Source organism: Solibacillus sp. FSL K6-4121 (genome assembly GCF_038002585.1).
GTDB lineage: Bacteria > Bacillota > Bacilli > Bacillales_A > Planococcaceae > Solibacillus > Solibacillus faecavium.
The window spans coordinates 1,306,362-1,330,452 of the sequence record NZ_JBBOCS010000001.1; the positions used below are offsets into that span (position 1 = coordinate 1,306,362).

Here is a 24,091-nt window from a genome sequence, read left to right on the forward strand (position 1 = left end):
TCGATCTCTTAACTAATTAAGAGGTGAATTCAATGACATTAATCCAGTCTATATCAAGAGCACTTGAAATTTTAGAATTATTTGATGAAAATCATCGTTCGTTTAGTATTAAGGAAATCAGTACAAAGCTTGATTTAAACAAAAGTACTATACATTCCATTTTAAAAACGCTGAAGCATTACGGCTACATCGTGCAGGTTCAGGATACTGCGGAATATGCATTAGGCTGGAGATTATACGAACGAGGAAATTTACTAATGAATCAGGTTGAAATGAAACCGATTGCTCATAAATATTTAATGAAGTTAAACCATTTAACGAATGAGACGGTCCATTTAGTTACGCGTGTTGATCGAGAAGCTATATATATTGATAAAATTAATGGGAATAATACTTTGGTTATTTACTCCAGAATTGGTAAAAAAGTTCCGCTACATTGTAGTGCGGTAGGTAAAGTTTTAACTGCATACTTAGAGCAAGATCAATTTGAAAATATATTTAAGTATTATGAATTTAAACCAGCGACAGCAAACACCATTTTAACGTATGAAGCGTTTTTATCGGAAATGGAGAAAGTACGTGAGCAGGGCTACGCCATAGATAACGAAGAAAATGAAGCTGGGATATACTGTATGGCTATGCCTGTTTACGATTACACTCAAAAAGTAGTGGCGGCAATTAGTATATCGTCACCTCTCGTGAATTTTACAGAAGAGAAAAAACAAGAGATTTTAACCTATTTAAAGCAGTGCACATTAGAATTATCAAGTGAGTTAGGTTATTTAAAATAATATAAATGAGGGGTACTTATGAAATTTATTCGATTTATTTTTGAAAACCAGGTTCAAACAGCTTTAGTAAATGGAGAAAACTCAGTTTTTCCTATTAAATTTAATGACTATGTTGAATTTTACTATTATCTAACTGAAAATAATTTAACAGCTTCCGACTATATCCAGAAAGAAAATATTCAACCCTTAGCAGTCAATGTAGATGAACTGCAGTATACATTGCCGATTGTTCCTGAAGAAATTTGGGCATCCGGTGTAACTTATTTAAAAAGTAAAGAGGCTCGCAATTATGAGGCGACTAAGGCAAATGTTGAAATTCAAGAAACATTCTATGACAAAGTATATGATGCAGAGCGTCCGGAAATCTTCTTTAAATCAACAGCACGACGTATTGCAGGACCTCTCGATGACTTAACGATTCGAAGTGATTCAAATTGGCAGATACCTGAACCAGAGCTTACATTAATCATTGGTAAAAATGAAGATATTATTGGTTTTACATTGGGGAATGATATGAGCTGTCGTGATATTGAAGGGGAAAATCCGCTTTATTTACCACAAGCGAAAATCTGGAAAAACTCTTGCTCAATCGGACCGGCAATTTTAATGCCTGAAGGTATTGAAAATCCATATGATATTGATATTACTTGTAAAATTTTAAGAGACAATGTAATTCAATTTGAAGGAACTGCCTATATTAGTCAGTTGAAACGAAAGTTGGATGAATTAGTTCATTACTTAGTATTCGAAAATGACATCGAACCAGGTACAGCCTTGATGACTGGAACTTGTATCGTACCGCCAAATGAGTTTACATTACAAAAAGGTGACCGTATCGAAATATCTAGTACAAAAATTGGTGTGTTAGTAAATAGTATTACAGAAAACTAGGAGGGAATATAATGATAACGACAAAAGTGTTTGAGAATTTTATTAACGGAAAATGGCAGGAATCAAAGAGTGGTAAATTTATAGATAGTATTAACCCTGTAAATCGCCAGGTGATGGGAAGTGTACAGGCATCTACTGTTGAAGAAGCTAACGAAGCGCTGGAAGCAGCAAGCAAGGCTGTTAAAGAGTGGAGAAAATTAGGTGATTTCCAGCGTGGACAGTTACTTTATAAGGTAGCTTCACTTTTAGAAGAGAATATGGAAGATATCGCGAAAACTTTAACGGACGAGATGGGTAAAACGTATCCGGAAGCTTTAGGAGAAACACAGCGCGGTATTGCGATTTTAAAATATTATGCTGCGGAAGGTGCGAGAAGTAATGGTGAAGTAATTCCGGCTTCTGAAAAAGACGCGTTAATGTTTACTAAACGTACTTCATTAGGTGTTGTAGGTATTATTACTCCATGGAATTTCCCTGTTGCGATTCCTATCTGGAAAATTGCGCCTGCCTTAATTTACGGGAATACTGTGGTATTTAAACCGGCTTCTGAAGCTGCTGTAACAGCAGCAAAAGTAGCAAAATGTTTTGCTGACGCCGGTTTACCGGATGGCGTATTTAACTTCGTTACTGGAAGCGGTTCAACAGTCGGAAACGAAATTATTAACAGTAAATTAATTAATGCGATTACGTTTACGGGTTCTTCGAATACCGGAAAAATGATTGCAGAGGTTGCTTCTAAAAATCAGGTGAAGTACCAGCTGGAAATGGGCGGCAAAAACCCGGTAATTGTTCTGGAAGATGCAGATCTTGAAAATGCTGTGCAGGCAGTGTTAAGCGGTGCCTTTAAGTCGACAGGTCAAAAGTGTACGGCGACAAGCCGCGTGATTGTTCAGTCAGGTATTTATGAGCAATTTAAAAATCGCCTAGTCGAAGAAACGGAGAAAATTACGATTGGACCGGGATTGGAATCTTCGACATGGATGGGACCTTGTGCAAGTGAAGGCCAATATAATACGGTATTAGAATATATCGAAATTGCAAAAAATGAAGGAGCAACACTTATTGCAGGCGGAAATGCGGTGCAGTCAGATAATCTTCAGGGGTATTTTGTGGAGCCGACTATTTTTGACGGTGTTACAACAAATATGCGTATTGCACAGGAAGAAGTGTTTGGCCCGGTTATTGCATTAATTAAAGCAGATACAACTGAAGAGGCTATTGAATTGGCTAATGATGTTGAGTTTGGGTTAAGTGCTTCGATCTTTACAACAAACATCGGTAACGCTTTAGCATTTATTGATGATATGGAAGCCGGTTTAATTCGAGTGAATGCTGAAAGTGCCGGAGTAGAGTACCAAGCCCCATTTGGTGGAATGAAAAACTCTAGTTCAGGTAGTCGTGAACAAGGACAAGCGGCCAAGGAGTTTTATACAGTTTCCAAAACAGTCTATATTAAAGCGAAATAAGGGGGAATAAATCATGAAGGGGATTATTTCACCAGTTGTTACACTATTAGATGAAAACGGCAAAATAGATATAGAAAAAAACAAGGATATGCTTGATAAAATAATCGATGGCGGGGTACATGGCATCGTATTGTTAGGCAGTTCAGGAGAGTTTCCTCATTTCACATTAAATGAGAAAAAGGAATATTTAAGTAAGATAATCCCTTATTTAAATAATCGGGTTCCTGTACTTGTCGGAACTGGTAGTACCGTCTTAGAAGAAACAGTTGAATTATCGGATTTTGTAGGGCAATTAGGTGGAGAGGGTATACTTGTTGTACATCCTTATTATTGGACGATGAGTGAAGAACAAATCTATACCTATTATGCCGAATTAGCAAAACGTGTAATAATCGATATTTATTTATATAATATTCCACAATTAACAGGGCAGGAAATTCCGGTTAATATCATTGTAAAACTTGCGAGTGAGTTTCCTCATATTAAAGGGATCAAAGAAACGGTAGGAAGTATGGCAAGAATACGAAATGTCATCAATGCAGTGAAGTCTGTAAAGCCGGATTTCCATGTGTACAGTGCATTTGATGAGCATTTATTGGACGCACAAATTCTGGGGGCATCCGGCAGTATTAATGGTACATCCGTATTTCTGCCTGAGTTATCAGTCAGCCTGTATAACGCCATTCAAAATAATGACTTTCAACAGATTAAGAAGTTGCATCAGCAAATTAGCGAGTTAATGGATCTCTACTCTTGGCACCCATCATTTTATATTTCAATGAAGGAAGCCGTTTATGCAAGGTGGTATCCAACAGAACGGGTAAATTTGAAAACACCGTTTGTTAATAATGAACAGGATTTGAGAAGTTTAGCGCAAGCAATGTTAACGAAAAGCTTAGTTTTAGGAGGAACGAAATGAATCAGTCCGTTGAATTTCTAGAAAAGTTAGGTTACCCAGCACGAGATTATCAGGACTTACCTACTTCATCGAAGCGTTTTCCTGATGGGGCACAATACCGTATCGAGCTGCCGAGTGTTGAAGGACCTGTAGCATTGAAGGAAACATTAAAAGCAATTGATGAATACGGTTTAACTATTCACCGGATTTCACAAGGTAGTGGAATTATGCTTCAGACGGATGAGGAAATTGAAGAAATGTGTCAATTAACTTCAGAGCGCGGAATAGAACTAAGCCTGTTTGTCGGGCCAAGAGGGACATGGGATATTAGTGCGGGACCGCTAACAGCTGCAGGGAAATCGCAGGCGTTACGTCATGAAGGTGCCGATCAGTTAGTATATGCAATGGAAGATTTGAAGCGCGGTGCGGATTTAGGGTTACGTGGAGCACTTGTGGCTGATGAAGGGCTTCTTTATATTAGTAAGAAAATGAAAGAGGAAGGTTTGCTGCCTGAAGATTTTGTTATTAAAGTTTCAGTTCAGATGGGCGCATGTAATCCTGTTTCAGTGAAAATTATGGAGGATTTAGGTGCAGATACTTACAACGTCCCTTCCTCTTTAACATTAGCAAAGCTTGCTGCAATTCGTCAGGCAATTGATATTCCGATTGATATCTATATAGAAGTACCGGATAATTTTGGTGGCTTTTTAAGATATTATGAAATTCCGGAAATTATTCGAGTGCTTTCTCCGGTATACATTAAGTTCGGGTTACGTAATCATCCTGATGTCTATCCGTCTGGAAAACAATGGGAAGCAACTAACCTGTCACTGGCTCGTGAACGTGTTCGTCGTGCAGCGATCGGGATGGATATGATTAAACGTTACTGTCCGGAAGCAAAGATGTCAGAGCTAGGAGCAGAAGGTCTTGGTGTCGCATCTGTACGAAAGGAGCCAAAACATGTTTAAAGTAGTGCTGACGGATTACGAATTTGATACTTTAGAGTATGAAGAGCGTGTCTTTACTGAGAGTGGTTTAGAAATTTCATTTATCAAAGCACAATGCAGAACAGAGGATGAAGTGATTGAAGCTGCGAAGGATGCGGACGCTATCATTAATCAGTATGCACCGCTATCAGAACGTGTTTTAAGATCGTTAACAAGTTGTAAAGTGATTTCTCGCTATGGGGTAGGTGTCGATACAATCGACCTTGCCGCAGCAAAAGAATTAGGGATTAAAGTATGCAATGTTCCTGATTATGGAATCGAGGAAGTTTCTAACCATACATTAGCGCTTCTTATGGCTTGGTCTCGTAAAATTGTAGAACTCAATAATGCGGTTAAAAATGGCGTATGGGATTTCAGTGTCGGTAAACCGATTTACCGTTTTGAAAACAGAGTTTTTGCAATATTCGGATTTGGTCGTATCCCGAGAAGAGTAATTGAAAAGGTAAAGCCATTAGGCTTTACATTAGTAGGCTATGATCCTTTTGTATCAGAAGAAGTAATGGCCAACTACGGTGTGAGGAAAGTGGAATTGGAGGAGGCTTTAAAAATCGGAGATATTCTTTCGTTCCACGTTCCATTAGTAGAAGAGACGAGACACCTGATCAATAAAGAAACATTAAAGTCATTGAAGGATGGCGTCTTCATTATTAATACCGCCCGCGGTCCAATTATTGAAACGGCAGCGTTAATCGAAGGCTTAAAAACTAAAAAAATTGCTGGTGCAGCATTAGATGTGGTTGAACATGAGCCTGTTCAGGCTGATCATGAATTACTAACATTTAATAATGTTTATATTACACCACATAGTGCGTTTTATTCTGTGGAAGCAATAGAAGAATTAAGAACGAAGACAACCAAAAATGTGGTCGATGTACTAGCAGGGCAAAAACCAGTGTATGTAGTTGTTTAATGTGTAGAGACTGCGCGGTCGTATCGGCTATGCAGTCTCTTTTTTATACCCAAATTGTGTAAATAGGAGGATTTTATGAAAATATCGGTTGATGATTATAAAAAATTTGTAACGAATAAATTTCTGGACAATGGTGTAACAGAGGAGCATGCCGCTATCGTAACGGAAATTCTATTATATGCAGATAGCAGAGGCATTCCTTCACACGGAATTTTAAGACTTCCTCATTATATTGAGCGTTTAAAACATCAAAGCATAAAAAGTAACCCGTCCCTTAAATATAACAGAATAAATGACGTCATCACTCAATTGAACGGTGATGATGGGCTTGGTCATGTCGTGGCGAAATACGCAATGGATGAGGCGATTTCGATTGCCTATAAAAAAGGGATTGGGGTTGTGAGTGTCAATAAAACATCCCATTCAGGTGCGGTTGGCTATTATGCGAAAATGGCAGCTGAAAAGAATATGATCGGTTTAATTTTTACACAAGCGGATGCTTTAGTTGCCCCTTATGGAGGTAAAGAAGCCTATTTAGGGGCGAATCCGATTGCATTTGGAGCTCCAACCGGCAAAGATTTTCCGATGGTACTGGATATTTCAACGAGCAAGGTATCATTCGGTAAGGTGATGATTGAAAAGGAAAAGGGAAATAAAATTCCGAAAGATTGGGGACTGGATGACCAAGGTGTTGCGACAGATAACCCGGCCGATGTGGTGGCATTACAACCTATGGAGAGAGCAAAGGGGTATGGATTGGCAATTTTGGTAGATATTCTTTCCGGAGTGTTAGCCGGCACAAATACAGGACGGGATATAGAACCGATGTATAAAGATTTAACAAAGCCTAGAGATTTAGGACAGTTTTTTTTAGTTATTAATCCAAGCTTTTTTGGGGCTTCTGAAAGTTTTATAAACAGTATGACATCGATGGTGTCTTCTATACAAGGCTGCCCTCCACAGGAAGGGTTTGAAAAAGTGTATATTCCGGGAGAAAGAGCAAATTTAAGAGAAAAAGATGTGCAGGAAAATGGAATTGACATTACTGATGAACAATATGAATTTTTAATTTCGTAAATTGAGGGAGGAAAAGTTATGGAATTATTCAATTTAAATGGGAAAAAGGCCCTTGTAACCGGTGGAAACCGTGGTATTGGAAAGGCAATTTCAATTGGCTTAGCGCAAGCAGGAGCAGAAGTTGTTATTGTTTCGCGTTCTTCGGCGGAAGAGGTAATAGAAGAAATTAAACAAAGCGGTGGGCAGGCGCACCATTATCCTTGTGATTTAAAGTCAAGAGCAAGTCGGGAAGAAGTGGTTCAAAAGATTCTTGATGAAATGGGTACCATCAATATTTTAGTAAATAATGCCGGTATTCAACAACGCTATCCATCGGAAGATTTCCCTCTGGAAGCATGGGACGAAGTGGTTGAAGTGAATATGACAGCCGTCTTTCATTTATGTAAGTTATTTGGTAAAAAAATGCTTGGTGAAGGATATGGAAAGATAGTAAATTTAGCTTCGGTTATCTCTTATCAAGGCGGCATTTATATTCCGGCATATTCAGCAAGTAAAGCGGGCGTAATGAATTTTACAAAAACCCTTTCAAATGAATGGGCCAGTAGAGGAATTACTGTAAACTGTGTAGCGCCTGGTTATATTGCAACAGATATGAATGAGGCACTTATCGCCGATGAAATTAGAAATAAACAAATCTTGGATCGTTTACCGGCAAAAAGATGGGGAAACCCTGCTGATTTGATTGGTGCAATCGTATTCCTTTCATCGCCTGCATCAGATTACGTGAATGGTATTACCATTCCAGTTGACGGTGGTTGGCTAGGTAGATAACTATTATTTTTATAACGTAACCAATTAGAAGTCTACTATTACTTTTATTTATAAACTGTAAACAGGCGTGTTTAAATTGTTAATGGCGCGTACTTTTCTCGGTCCTTCCGAAGTTACGCGGATTTACATATGTTAGATGCTGTAGCACAACAAAATGCGAGTCACGCGCCTCTAAAATATTTATTTATGTCCTAGTCTCTGAGTCACTTTATTCTAAAGTGACTTTCGCAAAAAGTCCAAGCTTCGCAATACGCTGTATGGCTTCGCGCAAACGCTCTTCATCTACGAGTAGCCCGACACGAATATAGCCTTCACCATACTCACCAAATCCATTTCCCGCAGCAACAGCAATATCCGCTTTTTCTAGTAAAAGGTCGGCAAATTGCTCGCTCGTATACGATGCAGGGACAGGAAGCCAGGCAAAAAACGAGCCTTTAGGTGCAGTAATATGCCAGCCGATTTTTTGAGCTTCTTCCACAAGGATATTTCGTCGTCGTTCATATAAATCCCGCAGTTCTTCCACGCAAGTTTGTTCTTCATTCAGTGCCAGGGCTGCGGCATGCTGAATTGCAGGGAACTGACTGCAAAAGAGATGGTCTTGAATAATATTAATTGCTTCTACTATTTCTGCATTTCCTACAGCAAATCCAATACGCCAACCCGCCATATTATAGGACTTCGACAAAGTATAAAGCTCAATGCCAACCTCCTTTGCACCAGGAGCCTGTAAAAAGCTAGGCGGACGCTCTCCATCAAAACCAATGGCACCATATGCAAAGTCATGTGCAACAGCGATACGGTTTTCCTTCGCCATCTGAACGGTTTGCTCGAAAAATTGCTTTGTGGCGATACCGCCAGTAGGGTTGTTCGGATAGTTTAAATACATAAGCTTGGCGCGCTGCTTTACTTCATCTGCCAGGGCACTATAGTCCGGCAAAAACTGATTTTCTGTTTTCAGTGGCATTGTATCGAATTTAACATCTGCAAGTGCTACTCCCGACAAATAATCAGGATAACCCGGGTCTGGAAGAAGCATATAGTCTCCAGGGTTTAATAGCGCAAGCGGAAGTTCGACTAAACCAACCTTTGTCCCACCAAGTATCGCAACCTCTGTATGCGGATCAATATCCACATTATATTCACGTTTATAAAAGTCGGCTGCTGCTTGTTTTAATTCCGCAATGCCGCGAAATGGAGAATACTTATGTGTTTGCGGATCAGTTGCCGCCATCTGCAATGCTTCAACAATATGTGCCGGTGTTGGCTGGTCTGGATTTCCTTGACCTAAATTAATGACATCGCGCCCTTCTTCCATTGCTGCATTCACCTTATTCACAAGCGCTGCAAAAAATTGTGGAGGAAGCTGTTGTAGTTTTTTTGAGAATTCCATTATTCATCATCCTTTAAAAATATTAAAATTAATCTTAGTACTTTTCTAGGTTTAAGTAAAGTGAAGATTTTGATAACTTAAAGTAGAATGTTACAATAGAAGGCAAGTATGCGAAAACTATACGTAGGAAAATTATTTAAAGGCGGTGTCTATTTATGAAAATCGGCTGTATTCAATTAAATGTAGGTTTTGGAAAAGTAGATGAAAACTATGAGCGTGCAGAAAAATTCATTCGTGAAGCGGCAGCAGGTGGCGCAGAAATTATCGTATTACCTGAAATGTGGAATACTGGTTATGCGCTTGAAAAATTAGATGCGCTTTCTGATACTAACGGAGAACGTACAAAAGCATTTTTAAGCGGGCTAGCAAAGGAATTGGCAGTACATATTGTCGGTGGTTCCGTATCGGTAAAACGTGACGACAAGTTTTATAATACAATGTACACATATAATCGTGATGGAGAATTGGTCGGCGAGTATAGTAAAGCACATTTATTCCGTTTAATGGATGAGCATTTGTATTTGGAGTCAGGGAATGAGATGAACCGCTTTGCATTAGATGAGCTGGAAGCTGGTGGTGTCATTTGTTATGACATTCGTTTCCCGGAATGGTTACGCTCTCATGCATTGGATGGTGCAAAGGTATTGTTTGTACCGGCACAATGGCCAACGCCGCGTATCGATCATTGGAAAGTTTTATTACAGGCCCGTGCTATTGAAAATCAGTGCTTCGTCGTGGCGGTAAATCGCATCGCACGTAAAGTGGAAAATTTCAACGGGCAATCGATGATTATCGGTCCATGGGGCGAGGTTCTTTGGACAGGTGCAGAAGATGAGGAGCTGGCAATTATTGATGTTGATTTTTCGAATGTCGATGAGGTGCGCGGACGAATCCCGGTTTACGAGGATCGCCGCCCGGGTCTTTATGAGAAAGTAATAAAAGAATAAATTTTTGAAGCGTACCAGGTAGCTATTAACGGGTTCGGTTGATAGGGAGAGAACAGTAAAAACATAACATTTGGGGACACAATTCGCATATTAATTGGTGTCCCTGTTTTTGTTATTATAACAACATTTAGATGCTTTATATGGTCAAATTGACACACCATTTGGCTTAAGAATTAGCATCAGCGCATAAATTTATGTTCCTTTGTTAATTCCATTGTCAAAACCATTGCTAATTATATTTATTTGAATGTCATTTTTTAGAAGGAAGTTAATGAATAGTTAAAATATACTGAATATTATGTAATTATGCAAAGTTGAAGAGGAGGATTTAATTATATGGGGAGAATTATAATTGCAATTATATTAACAATTTTGGGTGGAATTTTCGGAAGTTTTTTAGAAAGCTTTTTAGAACCACCAATCTTTGCAAACAGCATTCCGCTTGCAATTATGGGAGGATTTATTTTAGCAGAGATTCAGCGTAAAAATGATAAATAGAAGGAGATTTTAGTTCAATAAAGATAGTAAAATATTTCGACAAAAAAACGCTCAGAGTGAGCGTTTTTCTTGTTATTTATATAACCCATTTCACTGCTGAAACGTGTGCTGATTAACCTGTTATTTGTGTTGCTAATTGATTTTTCTCTCCATTAACCGAACCTGTTAGATAGATATGGATTCAACTAGAAAATAGAGAGTGGAGATTAAGTTGCATCAAGTGGCGAATAAAAAGTTTAATTGTCTATTAAAATTTCAAGCGACGATTATCGGTGCTTAAGTGACGAATATGTAATACCGATTGACGATTAAGTTTATGAAATTGACGATTAAGTAACTACAGTTGACGAATATGAACAAAGAAGAGACGAATAAAATTCCCTGACCTTAAAATAATATTCAATAGATTGTCTAAAAAGAGCCTAAATTAGATAAATAACGCAAAATATCTGACGAAAAAAATTATCCTTTATACAAAGTTCCCCATTACTTACCACTTGCCATCTCACATGTCTCATTTTAATATAAGAACAAATGTTCTCTTTAAGGAGATGAGCTTCATGTATGAAAATGCACCAGAACGCTCGATTATATGTATTGATATGCGCAGCTTTTATGCGAGCTGTATCGCATCGTTAGAAAACTTAAATGTAATGGAAGTGCCAATTGCCATTGTCGGGAATTTTCAGCAAAAGGGAAGCGTCGTACTTGCTGCATCGCCTCCAATGAAAAAGCGCTTTAATATTCGTACCGGATCACGTTTGTTTGAAATCCCACCACATCCGGACATTCGCTTATTTGAGCCGCGAATGTCACTCTTTATTCGTATGTCGATGGAAATTACACGTTTGTTCAATAATTTCGTTCCAAAAGAGGCCATTCATGTATATAGCGTTGATGAAAGCTTTATCGATTTGACCGGCACAGAAAAATTATGGGGATCTCCTGAAGAAACGGCGCAGTATATTCAACAACTTATTTACAACCAATTTGACATTCCATGTGCAGTCGGTTTTGGACCAAATATGCTTATGGCAAAGCTGGCGCTGGATATTGAAGCAAAGAAAACGGGATTTGCGAAATGGACATATAATGATGTAGCGGAAAAATTATGGCCGATAATGCCGCTATCTACAATGTGGGGAATTGGTCGTCGTACAGAAAAAACGCTGAATCATATGGGTATCTACTCTGTTCATGATTTAGCGCATACCGATTTAACCCTACTGGAAAAGCGCTTTGGAGTGTTGGGTAACCAGCTCTATTATCATGCATGGGGAATCGATCACTCGACTGTTGGTGCACCAATCATGCAGGGGCAAATCAGCTTCGGAAAAGGGCAAATGCTCATGCGTGATTACCGCAGCCGAAAGGAAATTTTAGTCGTACTGCTTGAAATGTGCGAAGACGTAGCAAGGCGTGCAAGGGAAGCAAAGAAAACCGGACGAACGATATCATTGGGACTTAGCTATAGTAAAGATGCTTTCGGAGGTGGATTCCATCGTTCGCGTACAATTGATGAGCCGACAAATGATACATTGAAGATTTTTGAAGTATGCAAACAATTACTCGACGAATTTTACGCAGAACGCCCAGCACGCAAAATTACAATTACATTAAGTAATATCGAAAGTGAATATTCAATGCAGCTTAGCTTATTTGATGAGAAGAGGTGGCGCAACCGTAAGCTCGGGGAAACAATGGACCGTTTACGTACAAAATACGGAACGACTGCATTATTACGTGCGGTTTCCTATACAGAAGCGGGTACAGCACTTGCACGGTCGACATTAGTAGGCGGACATAAACAATAAGGGAGTGAACGCGCGATGAACAAAGATAGAGGTGTGATTAAATGGACCGCGATGATGTTACCCGAGCATGTAAAGTTATTGCGTGAATGGCAGGAAGAGGATGCATTGGTGATACAGCCTGAATTGGATGAAGCCCAATTGGAACAAATTAATATAAATTTACAGAGAGCCTATTCAGAAGCTAGCCCCATCCAATTGAAGGTGTGGGAGCAAACAGGCATTTACACAATTACAGGTATTATTCAAAAAGTAAATGTACACGAACAATATGTGAAGCTAACAGACAACCGAAAAATTCTATTTCACAATATTTATGAAGCCATATTGGATGAATAAAATTCCAACTATACGTATCTAGCGGGCATTACCCATTCGGATTTTGTACACGTACAAATGTATCGCTGAAAAAGAATATTCAAAAAATATTGTTTTTTACAAAAGAACACCCTATAATCAATTTCATGGAAATCTTTGAACATCAAGTTTTCGTTGTAGATGATTGTGCTTTCCTGAAGGACAATTGTTTTTAGTGAATAAAAAATAATAGATAGAGTTCAGCAATATTTAGGGGTGGATTCATCTTTTAAAGGATAGGGAGGCTTCATCGTGAAAAAAATTATGGTGACCGGTGCTTTAGGTCAAATTGGTTCGGAATTAGTAGAGAAATTGCGTCATACGTATGGCGTTGACAATGTATTGGCAACAGATATTCGAAAAATTGATCAGCATGAAGGTCCATTTGAAGTATTGGATGTAACAGATGGCAAACGCATGCATGCGCTCGCACATGATTTTGGCGCAGATACGATGATTCATATGGCTGCACTACTATCAGCAACAGCAGAAAAAAATCCAGTTTTTGCATGGAATTTAAATATGGGCGGTTTAATGAATGCACTTGAAGTAGCACGTGAGCTCGATATGCAGTTTTTCACGCCAAGCTCAATCGGCGCATTCGGTCCTTCTACGCCAAAGGACAATACACCACAAGATACATTACAGCGTCCAACTACAATGTACGGAGTAAACAAGGTAGCGGGCGAATTATTATGTGATTATTACTATACACGCTATAGACTGGATACGCGCGGAGTCCGATTCCCAGGATTAATTTCTTATGTAACGCCACCAGGTGGGGGAACGACGGATTATGCAGTAGATATTTATTATAAGGCGATTGCAGAAGGTCGCTACACATCTTATATTGCAGAAGGTACTTATATGGATATGATGTATATGCCGGATGCACTGCAGGCAATTGTTGATTTAATGGAAGCAGACCCGGCAAAGCTTATACATCGTAATGCGTTTAATATATCAGCCATGAGCTTTGAGCCGTCACAGATTGCAGCAGAAATTCAAAAGCATATTCCAAGCTTCTCAATGGATTATGATGTAGATCCAATACGTCAGGCAATTGCAGACAGCTGGCCAAATGCTATTGATTCATCGGCTGCTATTGAAGAATGGGGCTTTAAAGCAAGCTACGATTTGGAAAAAATGACAGTCGATATGCTAGAAAAACTAAAAGTACGATTAGCACAAAACGCAATTTAATTTATAGAGCGAGTGAACCTGTTGAAAAGCGGTTTCACTCGCTTTTTTATCGTAGATGAGTTTCTTAGATTAAGAAGCCAGTTATTTTTCTAAAGGGAAAACCTGGATTCCTTAGGTTGGGACAATTATCTAGTTTTTACAAACCCCTCACTTCACTTCTCAGTTCCCTCACAATCGCCTAATCTCAACTGAAATCAACAAACCTTAATAAGCAAAAAGTGCCATTATTAACAAAATATTTTCATTTTTCAGTATATTATATTAGAATGATATTGTGGGATAAATTGGTAGTCTTTTGTTGGGGATGGGGATTTGCCGATAAAAGAAACGCCTAATACAAGGGGGAAACAAACTATGATGATGCAAACACCACTCGTTCTAACAGATATGATCAAGCGTGCAGAAACGTATTATGCACACAAAGAAATAATATCACGTACAAGTGAGAATAAGGTTCACCGCCTTACATACGGGCAATGGGTAAAGCGCACGAGAAAACTGGCGCATGCATTAACAAAGTTAGGCATGGAACGCGGCGATAAAATTGCGTCATTTGCCTGGAATCAACACCGCCATTTAGAAGCGTACTTTGCAGTTCCATGTTCAGGTGCAATATTGCATATGGTCAATATTCGCCTATCACCGGAACATATTGCTTATATTATTAACCATGCAGAGGATAAAATTATTTTAATAGACGAAGATTTAGTGCCGTTAATTGAAGAAGTGCAACACGAATTAAAAACGGTGCAGCACTACATTATTATGGCAGATGGAGATTTGCCAAATACAACTTTGCCAAACGCCTTATCGTATGAAGCATTGCTGGAAGAAGCAGATGAAGAATTTGCGTTCCCGGAAGATTTGGATGAAAATGAACCGGCAAGCATGTGTTATACAAGTGCTACAACAGGCAATCCAAAAGGAGTTGTCTATACACATCGTTCGCTCGTGCTGCATAGTATGTCGATCTCAATGGTGGATACGATGGGGATTTCGGAGCGTGACACGATTTTGCCGATTGTCCCGATGTTCCATGTAAATGCATGGGGTATGCCATTTGCTGCAGTGAATGTAGGAGCGACGCAAGTGTTAATCGGCCCACAATTTACACCAGCTTTAATTTTAGATTTTATCGAGCAATATAGTGTGACGAAAACAGCAGGAGTACCGACAATTTGGCTTGGAGCAATACAAGAGCTAGAAAAGAAGGCGCGTGATTTATCGTCATTACAGGCCATTTTCTGCGGGGGATCGGCTTCGCCAAAAGGGCTAATTAAGAAATATGAAGAAATGGGTGTCAATTATATTGTGGTGTACGGTATGACGGAAACTTCACCGATTGTTTCGATGTCACGTGATATGTCGCATATGGATGACTGGCCGTTAGATAAAAAAATTGAAACACGCGCAATGCAGGGGCTAACAGTTCCCGGAATTGAATCGAGCATCGTAAACGAAAACGGAGAAGTACCTTGGGACAACGAAACGATGGGGGAGCTACGTTTGCGTGGACCTTGGATTGCAGCGGAGTATTATAAAGATGAGCGCACAGCGGAAGCATTTTCAGACGGATGGCTTTACACGGGCGATATAGCAGTCCGCTCAAAGGAAGGCTTCATTAAAATAACAGACCGCACAAAAGATTTAATTAAATCAGGTGGCGAATGGATTTCATCAGTTGATTTGGAAAATGCGCTTATGTCGCATGAAGCTGTATTTGAAGCGGCAGTAATTGCTATCCCACACGCGAAATGGCAGGAGCGGCCACTGGCATGTGTCGTATTAAAAGAGGAAGCAACCACTACAAAAGAGGAATTAATTGCATTTTTGGAAGGGCAATTTGCCAAATGGTGGCTACCAGATGATATCGTCTTCTTAACAGAAATTCCGAAAACTTCTGTAGGGAAGTTTTTAAAGGCGAAGCTGCGTGAAAATGTAAACGAAATTTATCCGCAGCTCCAAGTGTAATACAGAATTGCCGAAAAAAATGGGAACGCATCGAATTACCGAGCGTCCCCATTTTTTGTTGCTTTTCCACCTGTAAAAAAGCGTTTCATTAACGAAAGTCCTAAATTGAAAAGGAAAATAATAAGTGCTACACGGAAGAATGCGACAAAATATTGCCACGTCGTCGTACTCTCAATAAACAGCAAGGGCATGTTGTCGACTAAAGCATACGTAAAATAACCTGCAAGTGCGATGAAAAATACCCCAGCAAAAAAATCCTTTACACTCATTCATTGGCCTCCATCCGCTACTACTTAATAAGTAAACGATACCACAGGAAGGAAAGAGAAAGTAGACTAATTTATCGTAGCTTTTTTCGTCGCCTGTACGAGTGCTTCAATCGTTGCCCAGTCCTGCTCAACTAGTGCAGTAACAATTTTACTGCCAACAATTACGCCATCTGCAATCTCACCAAAACTCTTCACATGTTCGGTTGTTGAAATCCCGAATCCTGCTAACACCGGAATGTTGCTTGCTGCTTTCAAGTTTGCAAAGTGCCCGGCAAGTTCTGTAGCAAAGCTTGCACGTTCACCGGTAATACCATTTACCGTAACGGCATAAACGAAGCCTTCACTTGCAGTGGCTAATTTCTTAATACGTTCAGGAGGGCTCATTAATGACACGAGCTGAACAAGCGCAATGCCGTTTTCTTTTAAAGCGTCATGCAATAAAGCACTTTCTTCGTAAGGCATATCTGGTACAATTAGTCCTTGAACACCACCACGTTTTGCATCCTCTGCAAATGCCTCAATTCCATAAGCTAAAATCGGGTTTAAGTAAGTCATGACAACGAGTGGGATATGGATTTCCTGTGCAAAGCTTTGCAGTTCATCCAGTACTTTTTTCAATGTCGCACCGTGTGCAAGTGCACGTTCGCCGGCTTGTTCAATTGTTGGTCCATCTGCTACAGGATCTGTAAATGGAATTCCGACTTCAATTGCGGAAACTCCGATTTGCTGAAGCTTTAATATAGTAGGTTTTAACGTTTCAAGCCCGCCATCGCCTGCCATAATATAAGGAACAAATGCTTTATCCCCAGCTGCTAATACGTCTTCAAGCTGTTTTTGCAATGTCATTTCACGTCACCTCCAAGTTTATCCATTAATGTGTGAACATCTTTGTCCCCACGTCCTGATAAGCACACGACAATAATTTCATCTGCAGGACGGTCTTTGGCAAATTGTGCTGCATAGTAAACGGCATGGGCACTTTCCAATGCCGGCAAGATTCCTTCCGTTTCACATAACAGCTTCACACCTTCAAGTGCTTGTTCGTCTGTAACAGAAGGGTAGGATGCACGACCTGTTTCATGTAAATGACAATGCTCAGGACCAACACCTGGATAATCGAGCCCTGCCGAAATGGAATGTGCTTCTTGTACAAAACCATCTTTGTCTTGCAGTAAATACATGAAGGCACCATGTAGGACGCCTGTTTTCCCGACATGAATTGCTGCGGCATGTTTATCTGTATCTACACCCGAACCTGCAGCTTCAACCCCGTATAATGCAACATTTTGATCTTCTACAAACGGATAGAACATTCCAATCGCATTACTGCCGCCGCCAATACAAGCAATAACTGTATCCGGAAGACGTCCTTCCTGCTGTAAAATTTGGGCACGTGTTTCATCCCCAATAACGCGTTGGAAATCACGGACAATTGTAGGGAAGGGGTGCGGGCCAAGTGCTGAACCTAAAATGTAATGCGTATCTTCAATATGAGTAACCCAGTGACGCAATGCTTCATTCACCGCATCTTTTAATGTGGCAGAACCTTTTTCTACCGCAACAACTTTTGTCCCGAGCAGCTCCATACGGAAAACGTTCAGTTGCTGACGGCGTACATCTTCTGCCCCCATATAAACGATACATTCCATATCAAGCAAAGCACACGCAGTTGCCGTTGCGACCCCATGCTGACCTGCACCTGTTTCAGCAACAATTTTCTTCTTCCCCATACGTTTTGCTAAAAGTGCTTGGCCGATCGCATTATTTATTTTATGAGCGCCGGTATGATTTAAATCTTCACGTTTTAAATAGATTTTCGCACCGCCGATTTTTTTCGTTAAACGCTCCGCAAAATAAAGGGGAGTTTCCCGTCCGACATATTGCTTTAAATAATAGTCAAGTTCTTCCTTGAAAGAAGGGTCCTTTTTTGTTTCCTCATATGCAAGCTCCAATTCTTCAAGTGATGTCATCAATGTCTCAGGCACGAATTGACCGCCAAATCGTCCAAAGCGTCCTTTTACTGTCGTCATAAAATCAACTCTCCTTTTGCTATTTCAATAAAATTCGTAATCGCTGTCGAACTTTTTCGACCATCTACCTCTACACCACTTGAAACATCTACAGCAAATGGCTCGACCAGCATGATCGCCAGTCCTACATTTTCTCCATTTAAACCACCTGCTAAAATGACCTTATCCATCGGAATATTTACTTTATCCAAAAGCATCCAGTCAAATGATTCTCCACTACCTCCGCGGAAGTTTGTACCTGGTGCATCGAATAAATAGTAGTCGACATCATATGCTGCCGCTCGCTTAACGTCTTCTTCCCCACGAATCGAAAATGCCTTAATAGCTGGTAGGCCAATTTCCTGTATTTGCGCCTGCGTTTCATCCCCGTGATACTGGATATAGTCGAGCCCGACTTGATCGGCAATTTGTCGAATGACATCGTTCTGTTCATTTACAAAAACTCCAACCTTTTTTACCGTACTTGGAATACTCTTCGCCAGCTCGGTTGCTTCCTCTACTGTAATGCGTCGTTTACTGGGCGCAAACATAAATCCGATAAAATCTGCTCCAGCTTTTACCGCAACTTCGACATGTTCGATTTCTTTCAATCCGCAAATTTTTACTTTAGTCATCTCTTTTCGCCAACCTTCGCTATGATGTCGATTTGTAGTGCTTTAAGGGAATTCTTGACATTTCCGCTCACCATTAATGATTCACCAACTAAAACTCCTTTTGCGCCTGCATTCGCCACAAACTGCGCATCTTCAGCGTTCCAAATGCCACTTTCGCTAATAAATGCAATGGAAGAAGGGGGAAGATGCTGGGCAATTTCAGCGGTAGTTGTTAAGGAAACTTCAAATGTCTTTAAGTTACGATTATTAACTCCGACAATTTTCGCACCAATATTCAGTGCACGCTGTAACTCCTCCGTATCATGCACTTCTACAAGAACTTCCAACTGTTTTTCGGTTGCATATGTGTAAAGTGCCTTTAATTGTTCATCCGTTAATGCCGCCACGATCAATAAAATGACTGAGGCACCTGCAGCCTTTGCATAGTCAATCTGCACTTCATGAATCATGAAGTCTTTGCATAACACTGGAATATTCACTGCATTTGCTACCGCATGTAAATCTTCGAAGCTGCCTTTAAAAAATGCCTGCTCTGTTAATACGGAAATGCAGGCAGCCCCGGCTTCCTCATACTGTCTTGCCTGTTCAACAGGGTCGATATGTGTCGCAATATCACCTTTCGATGGTGAGGCGCGTTTCATTTCAGAAATGACCTGCAACGTACTGGCGGTAATTAATGTTTCATACAAAGAGGGACGTACCTTATCAATTGTTGGGAAGTTTGGTGCTGATGCAAGTAAAGCAGGTAATTCAAGCTCTTTTTGCGCTATAATTCGGTCTAAAATAGTCATATAATCGTTTCCTCCTGCATCACTTTTTTGTTATAGGCAACAACACTTTCTAGCTTTTCATATGCACGACCCGACAGGATGCTGTCCTTTGCCATGTCGATACCTTCTTTCATCGTGCTCGCTAAGCCATATGCAAAGAACCCAATGCCGGCATTTAACACGACTGTGTCGAAATATACACTTTGCTTTCCTTTTAATAAATCGCGCATAATTACTGCGTTTTCAGCAGGGGTGCCACCACGGATAGCCGATAGTGGCTGTGCAGTTAAACCTACATCTTCCGCACGAAGCTTAAATGGAATAATATCACCGTGGTCTAAAAGGACGAATGTATTCTCACCGTCCAATGATGCCTCATCCATTCCTTGTGCACCCGATACGACAATTGCGCGCTCACGGCCGAGCATGTGCAGCACTTCAGCATAATCAGTAGTAAAGTTAGGGCGGTTAATACCAACGAATTGAGTTTTCAAAGGTACAGGATTTGTTAAAGGTCCGACTAAATTAAAGATTGTCGGCTTTCCAAGTGATTGTCGAACTTCGCCGATTCGCTTTAGCTTTGGATGCATGTTCGGTGCATGCAAAAAGGCGATTCCGTGCTGTTTCAATAAATCTATCGTTTGTGCTGTATCCGGGAGTAGGGTAATGCCAAGTGCTTCTAAAACATCTGAGCTGCCTGAAGCGCTCGACACTTTCCGATTACCATGCTTCGCGACTAGAATGCCCCCGCCAGCTAACACGAAAGCGGCGGTCGTACTAATATTGAAGCTTTGGAGGCCGTCGCCACCTGTACCGCAATTATCGATATAAATACCTTCTGGTGCATCAACTGAGACGGCATGTGATTTCATGACAGAAGCGAGTCCGGCAACTTCATGTGCTGTTTCGCCTTTAATACTCATCGCTGTTAAAAAGGCAGCTATCTGTTCTTTCGGTGTCTGCTCATTAAAAATGAGTTGTGCAGCCTGCTGCATCTCTTTAAAAACTAAATGTTCTTTTCGGCCGATTTGTTCAATATATGGAGTTAAAGACATACATACTCATCCTTTCAATAGTGAGTGGAATGGGGCATCCTCACTCGTTTCTGTGTGAAGATGTGCAACATTTCCCTGAATCGTTATCGTATTATCGGGTGTCGTGAAATCGACTTGCCCGTTAAAGCCAATATAGCCGATTAATCCTTGTGCCGGCACAAGCTCCTTTACAACATCAATCGCATGCAACGTTGGGTTCAGTGATCCTTGTGTTGTTGTGGACAATTTGTGCACTGAATTTTCCACACTAAATGGTTCAATCGGCAATGCTTTGTTTGTAACTGAAATAGATCCGTCCCGCACTTGCATAAAGTTTGCCTGTGATGTACCTAGTACAGTGCAATCATCAAATTCGACATAATACATATATGGTGCAGCATAATCAATCCGCATTTTTCGATAAAGCGAAAGGGCATCCCCAGTAAATTGTGCGGCATAATGACCGCTTCGTTCTTTTTCGACATGGTTTAGGGTATACGATGTTTCTTCTGGTGATGTGCTTGTAAACAACTGCTCAATCAGTACATCAATATTTGGCTCCTCCTGCTCGGCTTCAATATTCGTATGGAAAACAGCAATCTCGTCTGTTAAATGATCGAAAATAACGAGTGTATCGTAAACATGAAACTGCAGTTCAGGCAATGGTTTTTGCAATGCATGAATATAGCCGATCCCCCCGCCCGTAAAAGGATATTCGGTATGTGATGATATGCGCGGCATTACTTGTTTAATCAATTGAATAAGCTCACCGTCATATGTGTACTCTCGATTGGATAGATGCGATTTATCAATAAGCTGCTGTCCGTTGCCGCTATAGGTTTTTCTTGGATTGACCCCGATGAAGGAATAGCGTCCATTACCCTCATATTTGGATGAGCTTTCTAAAAGAAACTTTCGTTCGCCCTTTAAACGTTGGAAAATGGAGATTGGTGTCAGTAGATCACCGTTCACTTTTTTCATTGATGTACGAAAACGTTGTTGAATTGCCATTCGACACACTCCTTTTAATTTTGGGAATAAAAAAAGTCCCCAGCAAAAGAATAAACTTTTGCTGAGGACGATCTGCACCGCGTTGCCACCTCGATTGAAGCTATAAAATAGCCTCCACTTAAACCTGATAACGGCAGGGTACCGTCCGCCGACTAATGCCGGCAGCTTTCATAAGGCCCATTCACATTTACCTTTTGACGTATTTTCACCAACCATACGCTCTCTGCACAAAATGGAAAATGCTACTCTTCTTATTCAACAATTTACTCAACTAAACTCTTCTCAACTGAAACGGTGGTCGCGCTCCCGCAACCTGCTACCGTAATGTAATATTTTGAATATGCTTATTCTAACATTGAAAATGAAAATGTCAAACAATTCTAAAAAAACTTCAACAAAAAACCCACCGGCTAATGACCCGTGGGTGAAACGATATATGTTAGATCAATTTTTTGAAATCAAGTCGTTTATTTAAAGTGTACATAATAGGTGCACCAACCGCTAAAACTACAAACTCCCCAAATGCTACAAATAACCATGTCTCCCAAAACGGAAAGTCCAACACTAGGTTAAGCTGTGCCGCAATGATAAACATTGTAAACGTAAAGAGTATCGTATTAATAACTAAACGTGCCCAAATGTTTTTTACAAACTTACAGACGAAAATAAAAACCCCAAGTGTAAGAATAGTATGTCCTACGCCAAAAATTAGGTCAATTGGACCAACAGATGACATAAGGAAATTTGAAAAAAATACACCCAATACAACACCTAGCATAAAACGAGGGTTGAAGGCGATTAGATGATTAAATATTTCGGCAATACGGAACTGTACTTGTCCAAAACTAATCGGGGCAACTAGCATAGTAATTGCAATATATAATGCTGCAATAATTGCACTCGTTGCAAGAAACTTTACTTTCATATTAAATTCCTCCTAGTTTTTTAACGTGGGATGGTTACGAACCACGCAAAGCAACTGCAATCATAGCAATATTGAAAAAGAAAGTAAAGAATTATAGAACTAATTTCCCTTCAAAGTTCAATAAATTGACAAATGATAAAATTTTGAATAATACAATTATAATTCAGTGGTTTAAAGCGCGAAATTAACATGAATGAATATGAGGAGATTTAATTTGAATTCTGAACATTCTAAATCTTATTGACTATCTGAAAATGAAGAGGTAATATAATTTTAATTCACACTTCATCCAAATGAAGTTCGTCGCTTTAAAGTGACAGAGAATAATAGGGGGATAAATTATATGACACGTAAATTAACGAAGCTTTCCTTTTTAGTATTTGGGCTTCTTTTACTTTTAGCAGCATGCGGTGGAGAAGAGCAAGATACTGCTACTAATGCTACAGCTAGTGACGGAGGAACAGAGTCTGCACAAACTGATGAAGCAAAAACATTTAAAATCGGAACAACTCAAATCGTAGAGCACCCATCATTAGATGCTGCAAAAGAAGGATTCAAAAAGGCGATTGAAGATGCAGGAATTAAAGCGGAATATGTGGATAACTCAGCTAATGGAGATAACAGTACAAACATGACAATTGCACAACAATTAGTAAGCGATAATGTAGACCTGATTTTTGCAAACTCAACACCATCTGCACAAGCGGCAAAAGGTGCAACTGCTGATATTCCAATTATCTTCACATCGGTAACCGATGCGGTAGGTGCGGAATTAATCGAATCAATGGCAACTCCAGGGGCAAACGTTACTGGAACAATTGATTTACATCCGGAAACAATGCCAAAAACAATGGCGTTTTTAAAAGAACTCGGTGTAAAAAATGTCGGGATGGTTTATAACGCTGGAGAGCAAAATTCAGTAGCCCAAATTTCAACTGCTAAAGAATTAGCAGCAAAAGAAGGTATTACAATTGTAGAAGCATCTGCTTCAACATCAGCGGAAGTAAAACAAGCAACTGAATCATTATTAGGTAAAGTAGAAGCGTATTACATCATTACAGATAACACAGTTGTAAATGCATTAGAATCAGTTATCGATGTAGCAAATGCAAACAAATTACCATTAATCGTTGGTGAATTGGACTCTGTAGCACGTGGCGGGTTAGCAGCATACGGTTTTAATTACTACGATATCGGTTATGAAGCAGGGCAAATGGCAGCTCAAATTTTATTGGAAGGGAAATCTCCTTCTGAAATTCCGGCAGCATACCCAGCAAACTTAAAATTAGTCATCAATAAAGCGGCTGCAGAAAATTTAGGCTTAGAAGTTAAACCTGAGTGGGAAGCAGAAGTACAATAATTTGAATGCTGGTAAATAGCCAGGAGTAAATATTCGCGCTTGTGCCCTCAAAGAAGGTCTGCCTAAAGTCATCGTAATGAAATCCAAGGC

24 protein-coding genes, 1 riboswitch and 1 other annotated feature are annotated in these 24,091 nt (G+C 39.9%); of the genes, 15 read left to right on the forward strand and 9 right to left on the reverse strand.

Features of this window, described 5'->3' with window-relative positions; genetic code table 11:
• Nucleotides 1-32 precede the first annotated feature (32 nt).
• The 8 genes from MHH95_RS06670 (at nucleotide 33) to fabG (ending at nucleotide 7,811) form a co-directional block, all read left to right on the forward strand.
• Nucleotides 33-791 carry an IclR family transcriptional regulator gene (locus MHH95_RS06670; protein WP_340726867.1) on the forward strand — a complete coding sequence of 253 codons (759 nt, stop codon included), beginning with the start codon at nucleotides 33-35 and terminating at the stop codon, nucleotides 789-791.
• A gap of 18 nt (nucleotides 792-809) precedes the next feature.
• Nucleotides 810-1,682 carry a fumarylacetoacetate hydrolase family protein gene (locus MHH95_RS06675; RefSeq protein WP_340726868.1) on the forward strand — a complete coding sequence of 291 codons (873 nt, stop codon included), beginning with the start codon at nucleotides 810-812 and terminating at the stop codon, nucleotides 1,680-1,682.
• 11 nt (nucleotides 1,683-1,693) lie between these two features.
• Nucleotides 1,694-3,148, forward strand: coding sequence for an alpha-ketoglutaric semialdehyde dehydrogenase GucD (gene gucD / locus MHH95_RS06680; protein WP_340726869.1), 1,455 nt, complete (start codon nucleotides 1,694-1,696; stop codon nucleotides 3,146-3,148).
• Nucleotides 3,149-3,161: 13 nt separating this feature from the next.
• Nucleotides 3,162-4,067 carry a dihydrodipicolinate synthase family protein gene (locus MHH95_RS06685; RefSeq protein WP_340726870.1) on the forward strand — a complete coding sequence of 302 codons (906 nt, stop codon included), beginning with the start codon at nucleotides 3,162-3,164 and terminating at the stop codon, nucleotides 4,065-4,067.
• The gene (locus tag MHH95_RS06690; RefSeq protein ID WP_340726871.1) at nucleotides 4,064-5,014 is read left to right on the forward strand and encodes a U32 family peptidase; all 951 of its coding nucleotides are present in this window, start codon (nucleotides 4,064-4,066) and stop codon (nucleotides 5,012-5,014) included. Before MHH95_RS06685 ends, MHH95_RS06690 begins: the two co-directional genes overlap by 4 nt.
• Nucleotides 5,007-5,963 (forward strand): C-terminal binding protein, encoded by a 957-nt coding sequence (locus MHH95_RS06695; protein WP_340726872.1) that lies wholly within the window; start codon nucleotides 5,007-5,009, stop codon nucleotides 5,961-5,963. The genes MHH95_RS06690 and MHH95_RS06695 overlap by 8 nt, the downstream gene beginning before the upstream one ends.
• 75 nt (nucleotides 5,964-6,038) lie before the next feature.
• Nucleotides 6,039-7,040, forward strand: coding sequence for an Ldh family oxidoreductase (locus tag MHH95_RS06700; protein ID WP_340726873.1), 1,002 nt, complete (start codon nucleotides 6,039-6,041; stop codon nucleotides 7,038-7,040).
• 18 nt (nucleotides 7,041-7,058) lie between these two features.
• Nucleotides 7,059-7,811 carry a 3-oxoacyl-ACP reductase FabG gene (gene fabG, locus MHH95_RS06705; RefSeq protein ID WP_340726874.1) on the forward strand — a complete coding sequence of 251 codons (753 nt, stop codon included), beginning with the start codon at nucleotides 7,059-7,061 and terminating at the stop codon, nucleotides 7,809-7,811.
• A gap of 208 nt (nucleotides 7,812-8,019) precedes the next feature.
• Here the strand turns inward: fabG and MHH95_RS06710 are convergent, their stop codons facing one another.
• Nucleotides 8,020-9,201, reverse strand: a complete 1,182-nt coding sequence (locus MHH95_RS06710; protein ID WP_340726875.1) for a pyridoxal phosphate-dependent aminotransferase — start codon at nucleotides 9,199-9,201, stop codon at nucleotides 8,020-8,022.
• Between the two features lie 155 nt (nucleotides 9,202-9,356).
• Between MHH95_RS06710 and MHH95_RS06715 the strand changes: the two genes are divergently transcribed.
• The 6 genes from MHH95_RS06715 to MHH95_RS06740 all read left to right on the forward strand — a co-directional run bounded on the left by MHH95_RS06715 (nucleotide 9,357) and on the right by MHH95_RS06740 (nucleotide 15,988).
• The gene (locus MHH95_RS06715) at nucleotides 9,357-10,148 is read left to right on the forward strand and encodes a carbon-nitrogen family hydrolase (RefSeq protein WP_340726876.1); all 792 of its coding nucleotides are present in this window, start codon (nucleotides 9,357-9,359) and stop codon (nucleotides 10,146-10,148) included.
• Nucleotides 10,149-10,484: 336 nt separating this feature from the next.
• The gene (locus tag MHH95_RS06720) at nucleotides 10,485-10,646 is read left to right on the forward strand and encodes a hypothetical protein (protein WP_340726877.1); all 162 of its coding nucleotides are present in this window, start codon (nucleotides 10,485-10,487) and stop codon (nucleotides 10,644-10,646) included.
• Between the two features lie 560 nt (nucleotides 10,647-11,206).
• A complete protein-coding gene (locus MHH95_RS06725; protein WP_340726878.1) occupies nucleotides 11,207-12,460 on the forward strand; it encodes a Y-family DNA polymerase in 1,254 nt (417 codons plus the stop codon).
• A 15-nt stretch (nucleotides 12,461-12,475) separates the two neighbouring features.
• On the forward strand, nucleotides 12,476-12,796 hold the full coding sequence (locus tag MHH95_RS06730) for a YolD-like family protein (RefSeq protein WP_340726879.1): 321 nt from the start codon (nucleotides 12,476-12,478) through the stop codon (nucleotides 12,794-12,796).
• Between the two features lie 270 nt (nucleotides 12,797-13,066).
• Nucleotides 13,067-14,017: an L-threonine 3-dehydrogenase gene (locus MHH95_RS06735; RefSeq protein WP_340726881.1), complete on the forward strand. Its 951-nt coding sequence runs from the start codon at nucleotides 13,067-13,069 to the stop codon at nucleotides 14,015-14,017.
• A gap of 357 nt (nucleotides 14,018-14,374) precedes the next feature.
• Complete coding sequence (locus tag MHH95_RS06740) at nucleotides 14,375-15,988, forward strand: long-chain fatty acid--CoA ligase (RefSeq protein ID WP_340727312.1); 1,614 nt, start codon at nucleotides 14,375-14,377, stop codon at nucleotides 15,986-15,988.
• Between the two features lie 35 nt (nucleotides 15,989-16,023).
• On the opposite strand, the gene MHH95_RS06745 is transcribed toward MHH95_RS06740, so the two are convergent.
• From MHH95_RS06745 to MHH95_RS06780, 8 genes are all read right to left on the reverse strand, one after another.
• On the reverse strand, nucleotides 16,024-16,257 hold the full coding sequence (locus MHH95_RS06745; protein WP_340726882.1) for a sulfate permease: 234 nt from the start codon (nucleotides 16,255-16,257) through the stop codon (nucleotides 16,024-16,026).
• A gap of 66 nt (nucleotides 16,258-16,323) precedes the next feature.
• Nucleotides 16,324-17,103 (reverse strand): tryptophan synthase subunit alpha, encoded by a 780-nt coding sequence (trpA, locus tag MHH95_RS06750; RefSeq protein ID WP_340726883.1) that lies wholly within the window; start codon nucleotides 17,101-17,103, stop codon nucleotides 16,324-16,326.
• Entirely contained in the window at nucleotides 17,100-18,287 is a 1,188-nt protein-coding gene (trpB, locus tag MHH95_RS06755) for a tryptophan synthase subunit beta (RefSeq protein WP_340726884.1), read from the reverse strand. The genes trpA and trpB overlap by 4 nt, the downstream gene beginning before the upstream one ends.
• Nucleotides 18,284-18,901, reverse strand: coding sequence for a phosphoribosylanthranilate isomerase (locus tag MHH95_RS06760; protein WP_340726885.1), 618 nt, complete (start codon nucleotides 18,899-18,901; stop codon nucleotides 18,284-18,286). Before MHH95_RS06760 ends, trpB begins: the two co-directional genes overlap by 4 nt.
• Nucleotides 18,898-19,692, reverse strand: coding sequence for an indole-3-glycerol phosphate synthase TrpC (trpC, locus tag MHH95_RS06765; RefSeq protein WP_340726886.1), 795 nt, complete (start codon nucleotides 19,690-19,692; stop codon nucleotides 18,898-18,900). The genes MHH95_RS06760 and trpC overlap by 4 nt, the downstream gene beginning before the upstream one ends.
• On the reverse strand, nucleotides 19,689-20,726 hold the full coding sequence (trpD, locus tag MHH95_RS06770; protein ID WP_340726887.1) for an anthranilate phosphoribosyltransferase: 1,038 nt from the start codon (nucleotides 20,724-20,726) through the stop codon (nucleotides 19,689-19,691). Before trpD ends, trpC begins: the two co-directional genes overlap by 4 nt.
• Nucleotides 20,727-20,732: 6 nt before the next feature.
• Nucleotides 20,733-21,716 (reverse strand): metal ABC transporter ATP-binding protein, encoded by a 984-nt coding sequence (locus MHH95_RS06775; RefSeq protein WP_340726888.1) that lies wholly within the window; start codon nucleotides 21,714-21,716, stop codon nucleotides 20,733-20,735.
• A gap of 60 nt (nucleotides 21,717-21,776) precedes the next feature.
• Nucleotides 21,777-21,984, reverse strand: a binding site (T-box leader).
• Between the two features lie 171 nt (nucleotides 21,985-22,155).
• A complete protein-coding gene (locus MHH95_RS06780; RefSeq protein WP_340726889.1) occupies nucleotides 22,156-22,641 on the reverse strand; it encodes a QueT transporter family protein in 486 nt (161 codons plus the stop codon).
• A gap of 6 nt (nucleotides 22,642-22,647) precedes the next feature.
• A riboswitch (PreQ1 riboswitch) is annotated at nucleotides 22,648-22,692 on the reverse strand.
• A gap of 292 nt (nucleotides 22,693-22,984) precedes the next feature.
• Between MHH95_RS06780 and MHH95_RS06785 the strand changes: the two genes are divergently transcribed.
• Entirely contained in the window at nucleotides 22,985-24,001 is a 1,017-nt protein-coding gene (locus MHH95_RS06785; protein WP_191700741.1) for an ABC transporter substrate-binding protein, read from the forward strand.
• Nucleotides 24,002-24,091: the final 90 nt, after the last annotated feature.

Excerpts from the sequence above, each read along its gene's own strand:
- MHH95_RS06715 (WP_340726876.1), top strand. The coding sequence starts at position 9,357 with ATGAAAATCGGCTGTATTCAATTAAATGTAGGTTTTGGAAAAGTAGAT.
- fabG (WP_340726874.1), top strand. The coding sequence starts at position 7,059 with ATGGAATTATTCAATTTAAATGGGAAAAAGGCCCTTGTAACCGGTGGA.
- MHH95_RS06685 (WP_340726870.1), top strand. The coding sequence starts at position 3,162 with ATGAAGGGGATTATTTCACCAGTTGTTACACTATTAGATGAAAACGGC.
- MHH95_RS06725 (WP_340726878.1), top strand. The coding sequence starts at position 11,207 with ATGTATGAAAATGCACCAGAACGCTCGATTATATGTATTGATATGCGC.
- MHH95_RS06675 (WP_340726868.1), top strand. The coding sequence starts at position 810 with ATGAAATTTATTCGATTTATTTTTGAAAACCAGGTTCAAACAGCTTTA.
- MHH95_RS06775 (WP_340726888.1), bottom strand. The coding sequence starts at position 21,716 with ATGGCAATTCAACAACGTTTTCGTACATCAATGAAAAAAGTGAACGGT.
- MHH95_RS06745 (WP_340726882.1), bottom strand. The coding sequence starts at position 16,257 with ATGAGTGTAAAGGATTTTTTTGCTGGGGTATTTTTCATCGCACTTGCA.
- MHH95_RS06760 (WP_340726885.1), bottom strand. The coding sequence starts at position 18,901 with ATGACTAAAGTAAAAATTTGCGGATTGAAAGAAATCGAACATGTCGAA.
- MHH95_RS06780 (WP_340726889.1), bottom strand. The coding sequence starts at position 22,641 with ATGAAAGTAAAGTTTCTTGCAACGAGTGCAATTATTGCAGCATTATAT.
- MHH95_RS06785 (WP_191700741.1), top strand. The coding sequence starts at position 22,985 with ATGACACGTAAATTAACGAAGCTTTCCTTTTTAGTATTTGGGCTTCTT.
- MHH95_RS06710 (WP_340726875.1), bottom strand. The coding sequence starts at position 9,201 with ATGGAATTCTCAAAAAAACTACAACAGCTTCCTCCACAATTTTTTGCA.
- MHH95_RS06730 (WP_340726879.1), top strand. The coding sequence starts at position 12,476 with ATGAACAAAGATAGAGGTGTGATTAAATGGACCGCGATGATGTTACCC.
- trpA (WP_340726883.1), bottom strand. The coding sequence starts at position 17,103 with ATGACATTGCAAAAACAGCTTGAAGACGTATTAGCAGCTGGGGATAAA.
- MHH95_RS06670 (WP_340726867.1), top strand. The coding sequence starts at position 33 with ATGACATTAATCCAGTCTATATCAAGAGCACTTGAAATTTTAGAATTA.
- MHH95_RS06700 (WP_340726873.1), top strand. The coding sequence starts at position 6,039 with ATGAAAATATCGGTTGATGATTATAAAAAATTTGTAACGAATAAATTT.
- MHH95_RS06740 (WP_340727312.1), top strand. The coding sequence starts at position 14,375 with ATGATGCAAACACCACTCGTTCTAACAGATATGATCAAGCGTGCAGAA.
- gucD (WP_340726869.1), top strand. The coding sequence starts at position 1,694 with ATGATAACGACAAAAGTGTTTGAGAATTTTATTAACGGAAAATGGCAG.
- MHH95_RS06690 (WP_340726871.1), top strand. The coding sequence starts at position 4,064 with ATGAATCAGTCCGTTGAATTTCTAGAAAAGTTAGGTTACCCAGCACGA.
- MHH95_RS06720 (WP_340726877.1), top strand. The coding sequence starts at position 10,485 with ATGGGGAGAATTATAATTGCAATTATATTAACAATTTTGGGTGGAATT.
- trpB (WP_340726884.1), bottom strand. The coding sequence starts at position 18,287 with ATGACGACAGTAAAAGGACGCTTTGGACGATTTGGCGGTCAATTCGTG.
- MHH95_RS06695 (WP_340726872.1), top strand. The coding sequence starts at position 5,007 with ATGTTTAAAGTAGTGCTGACGGATTACGAATTTGATACTTTAGAGTAT.
- trpC (WP_340726886.1), bottom strand. The coding sequence starts at position 19,692 with ATGACTATTTTAGACCGAATTATAGCGCAAAAAGAGCTTGAATTACCT.
- trpD (WP_340726887.1), bottom strand. The coding sequence starts at position 20,726 with ATGTCTTTAACTCCATATATTGAACAAATCGGCCGAAAAGAACATTTA.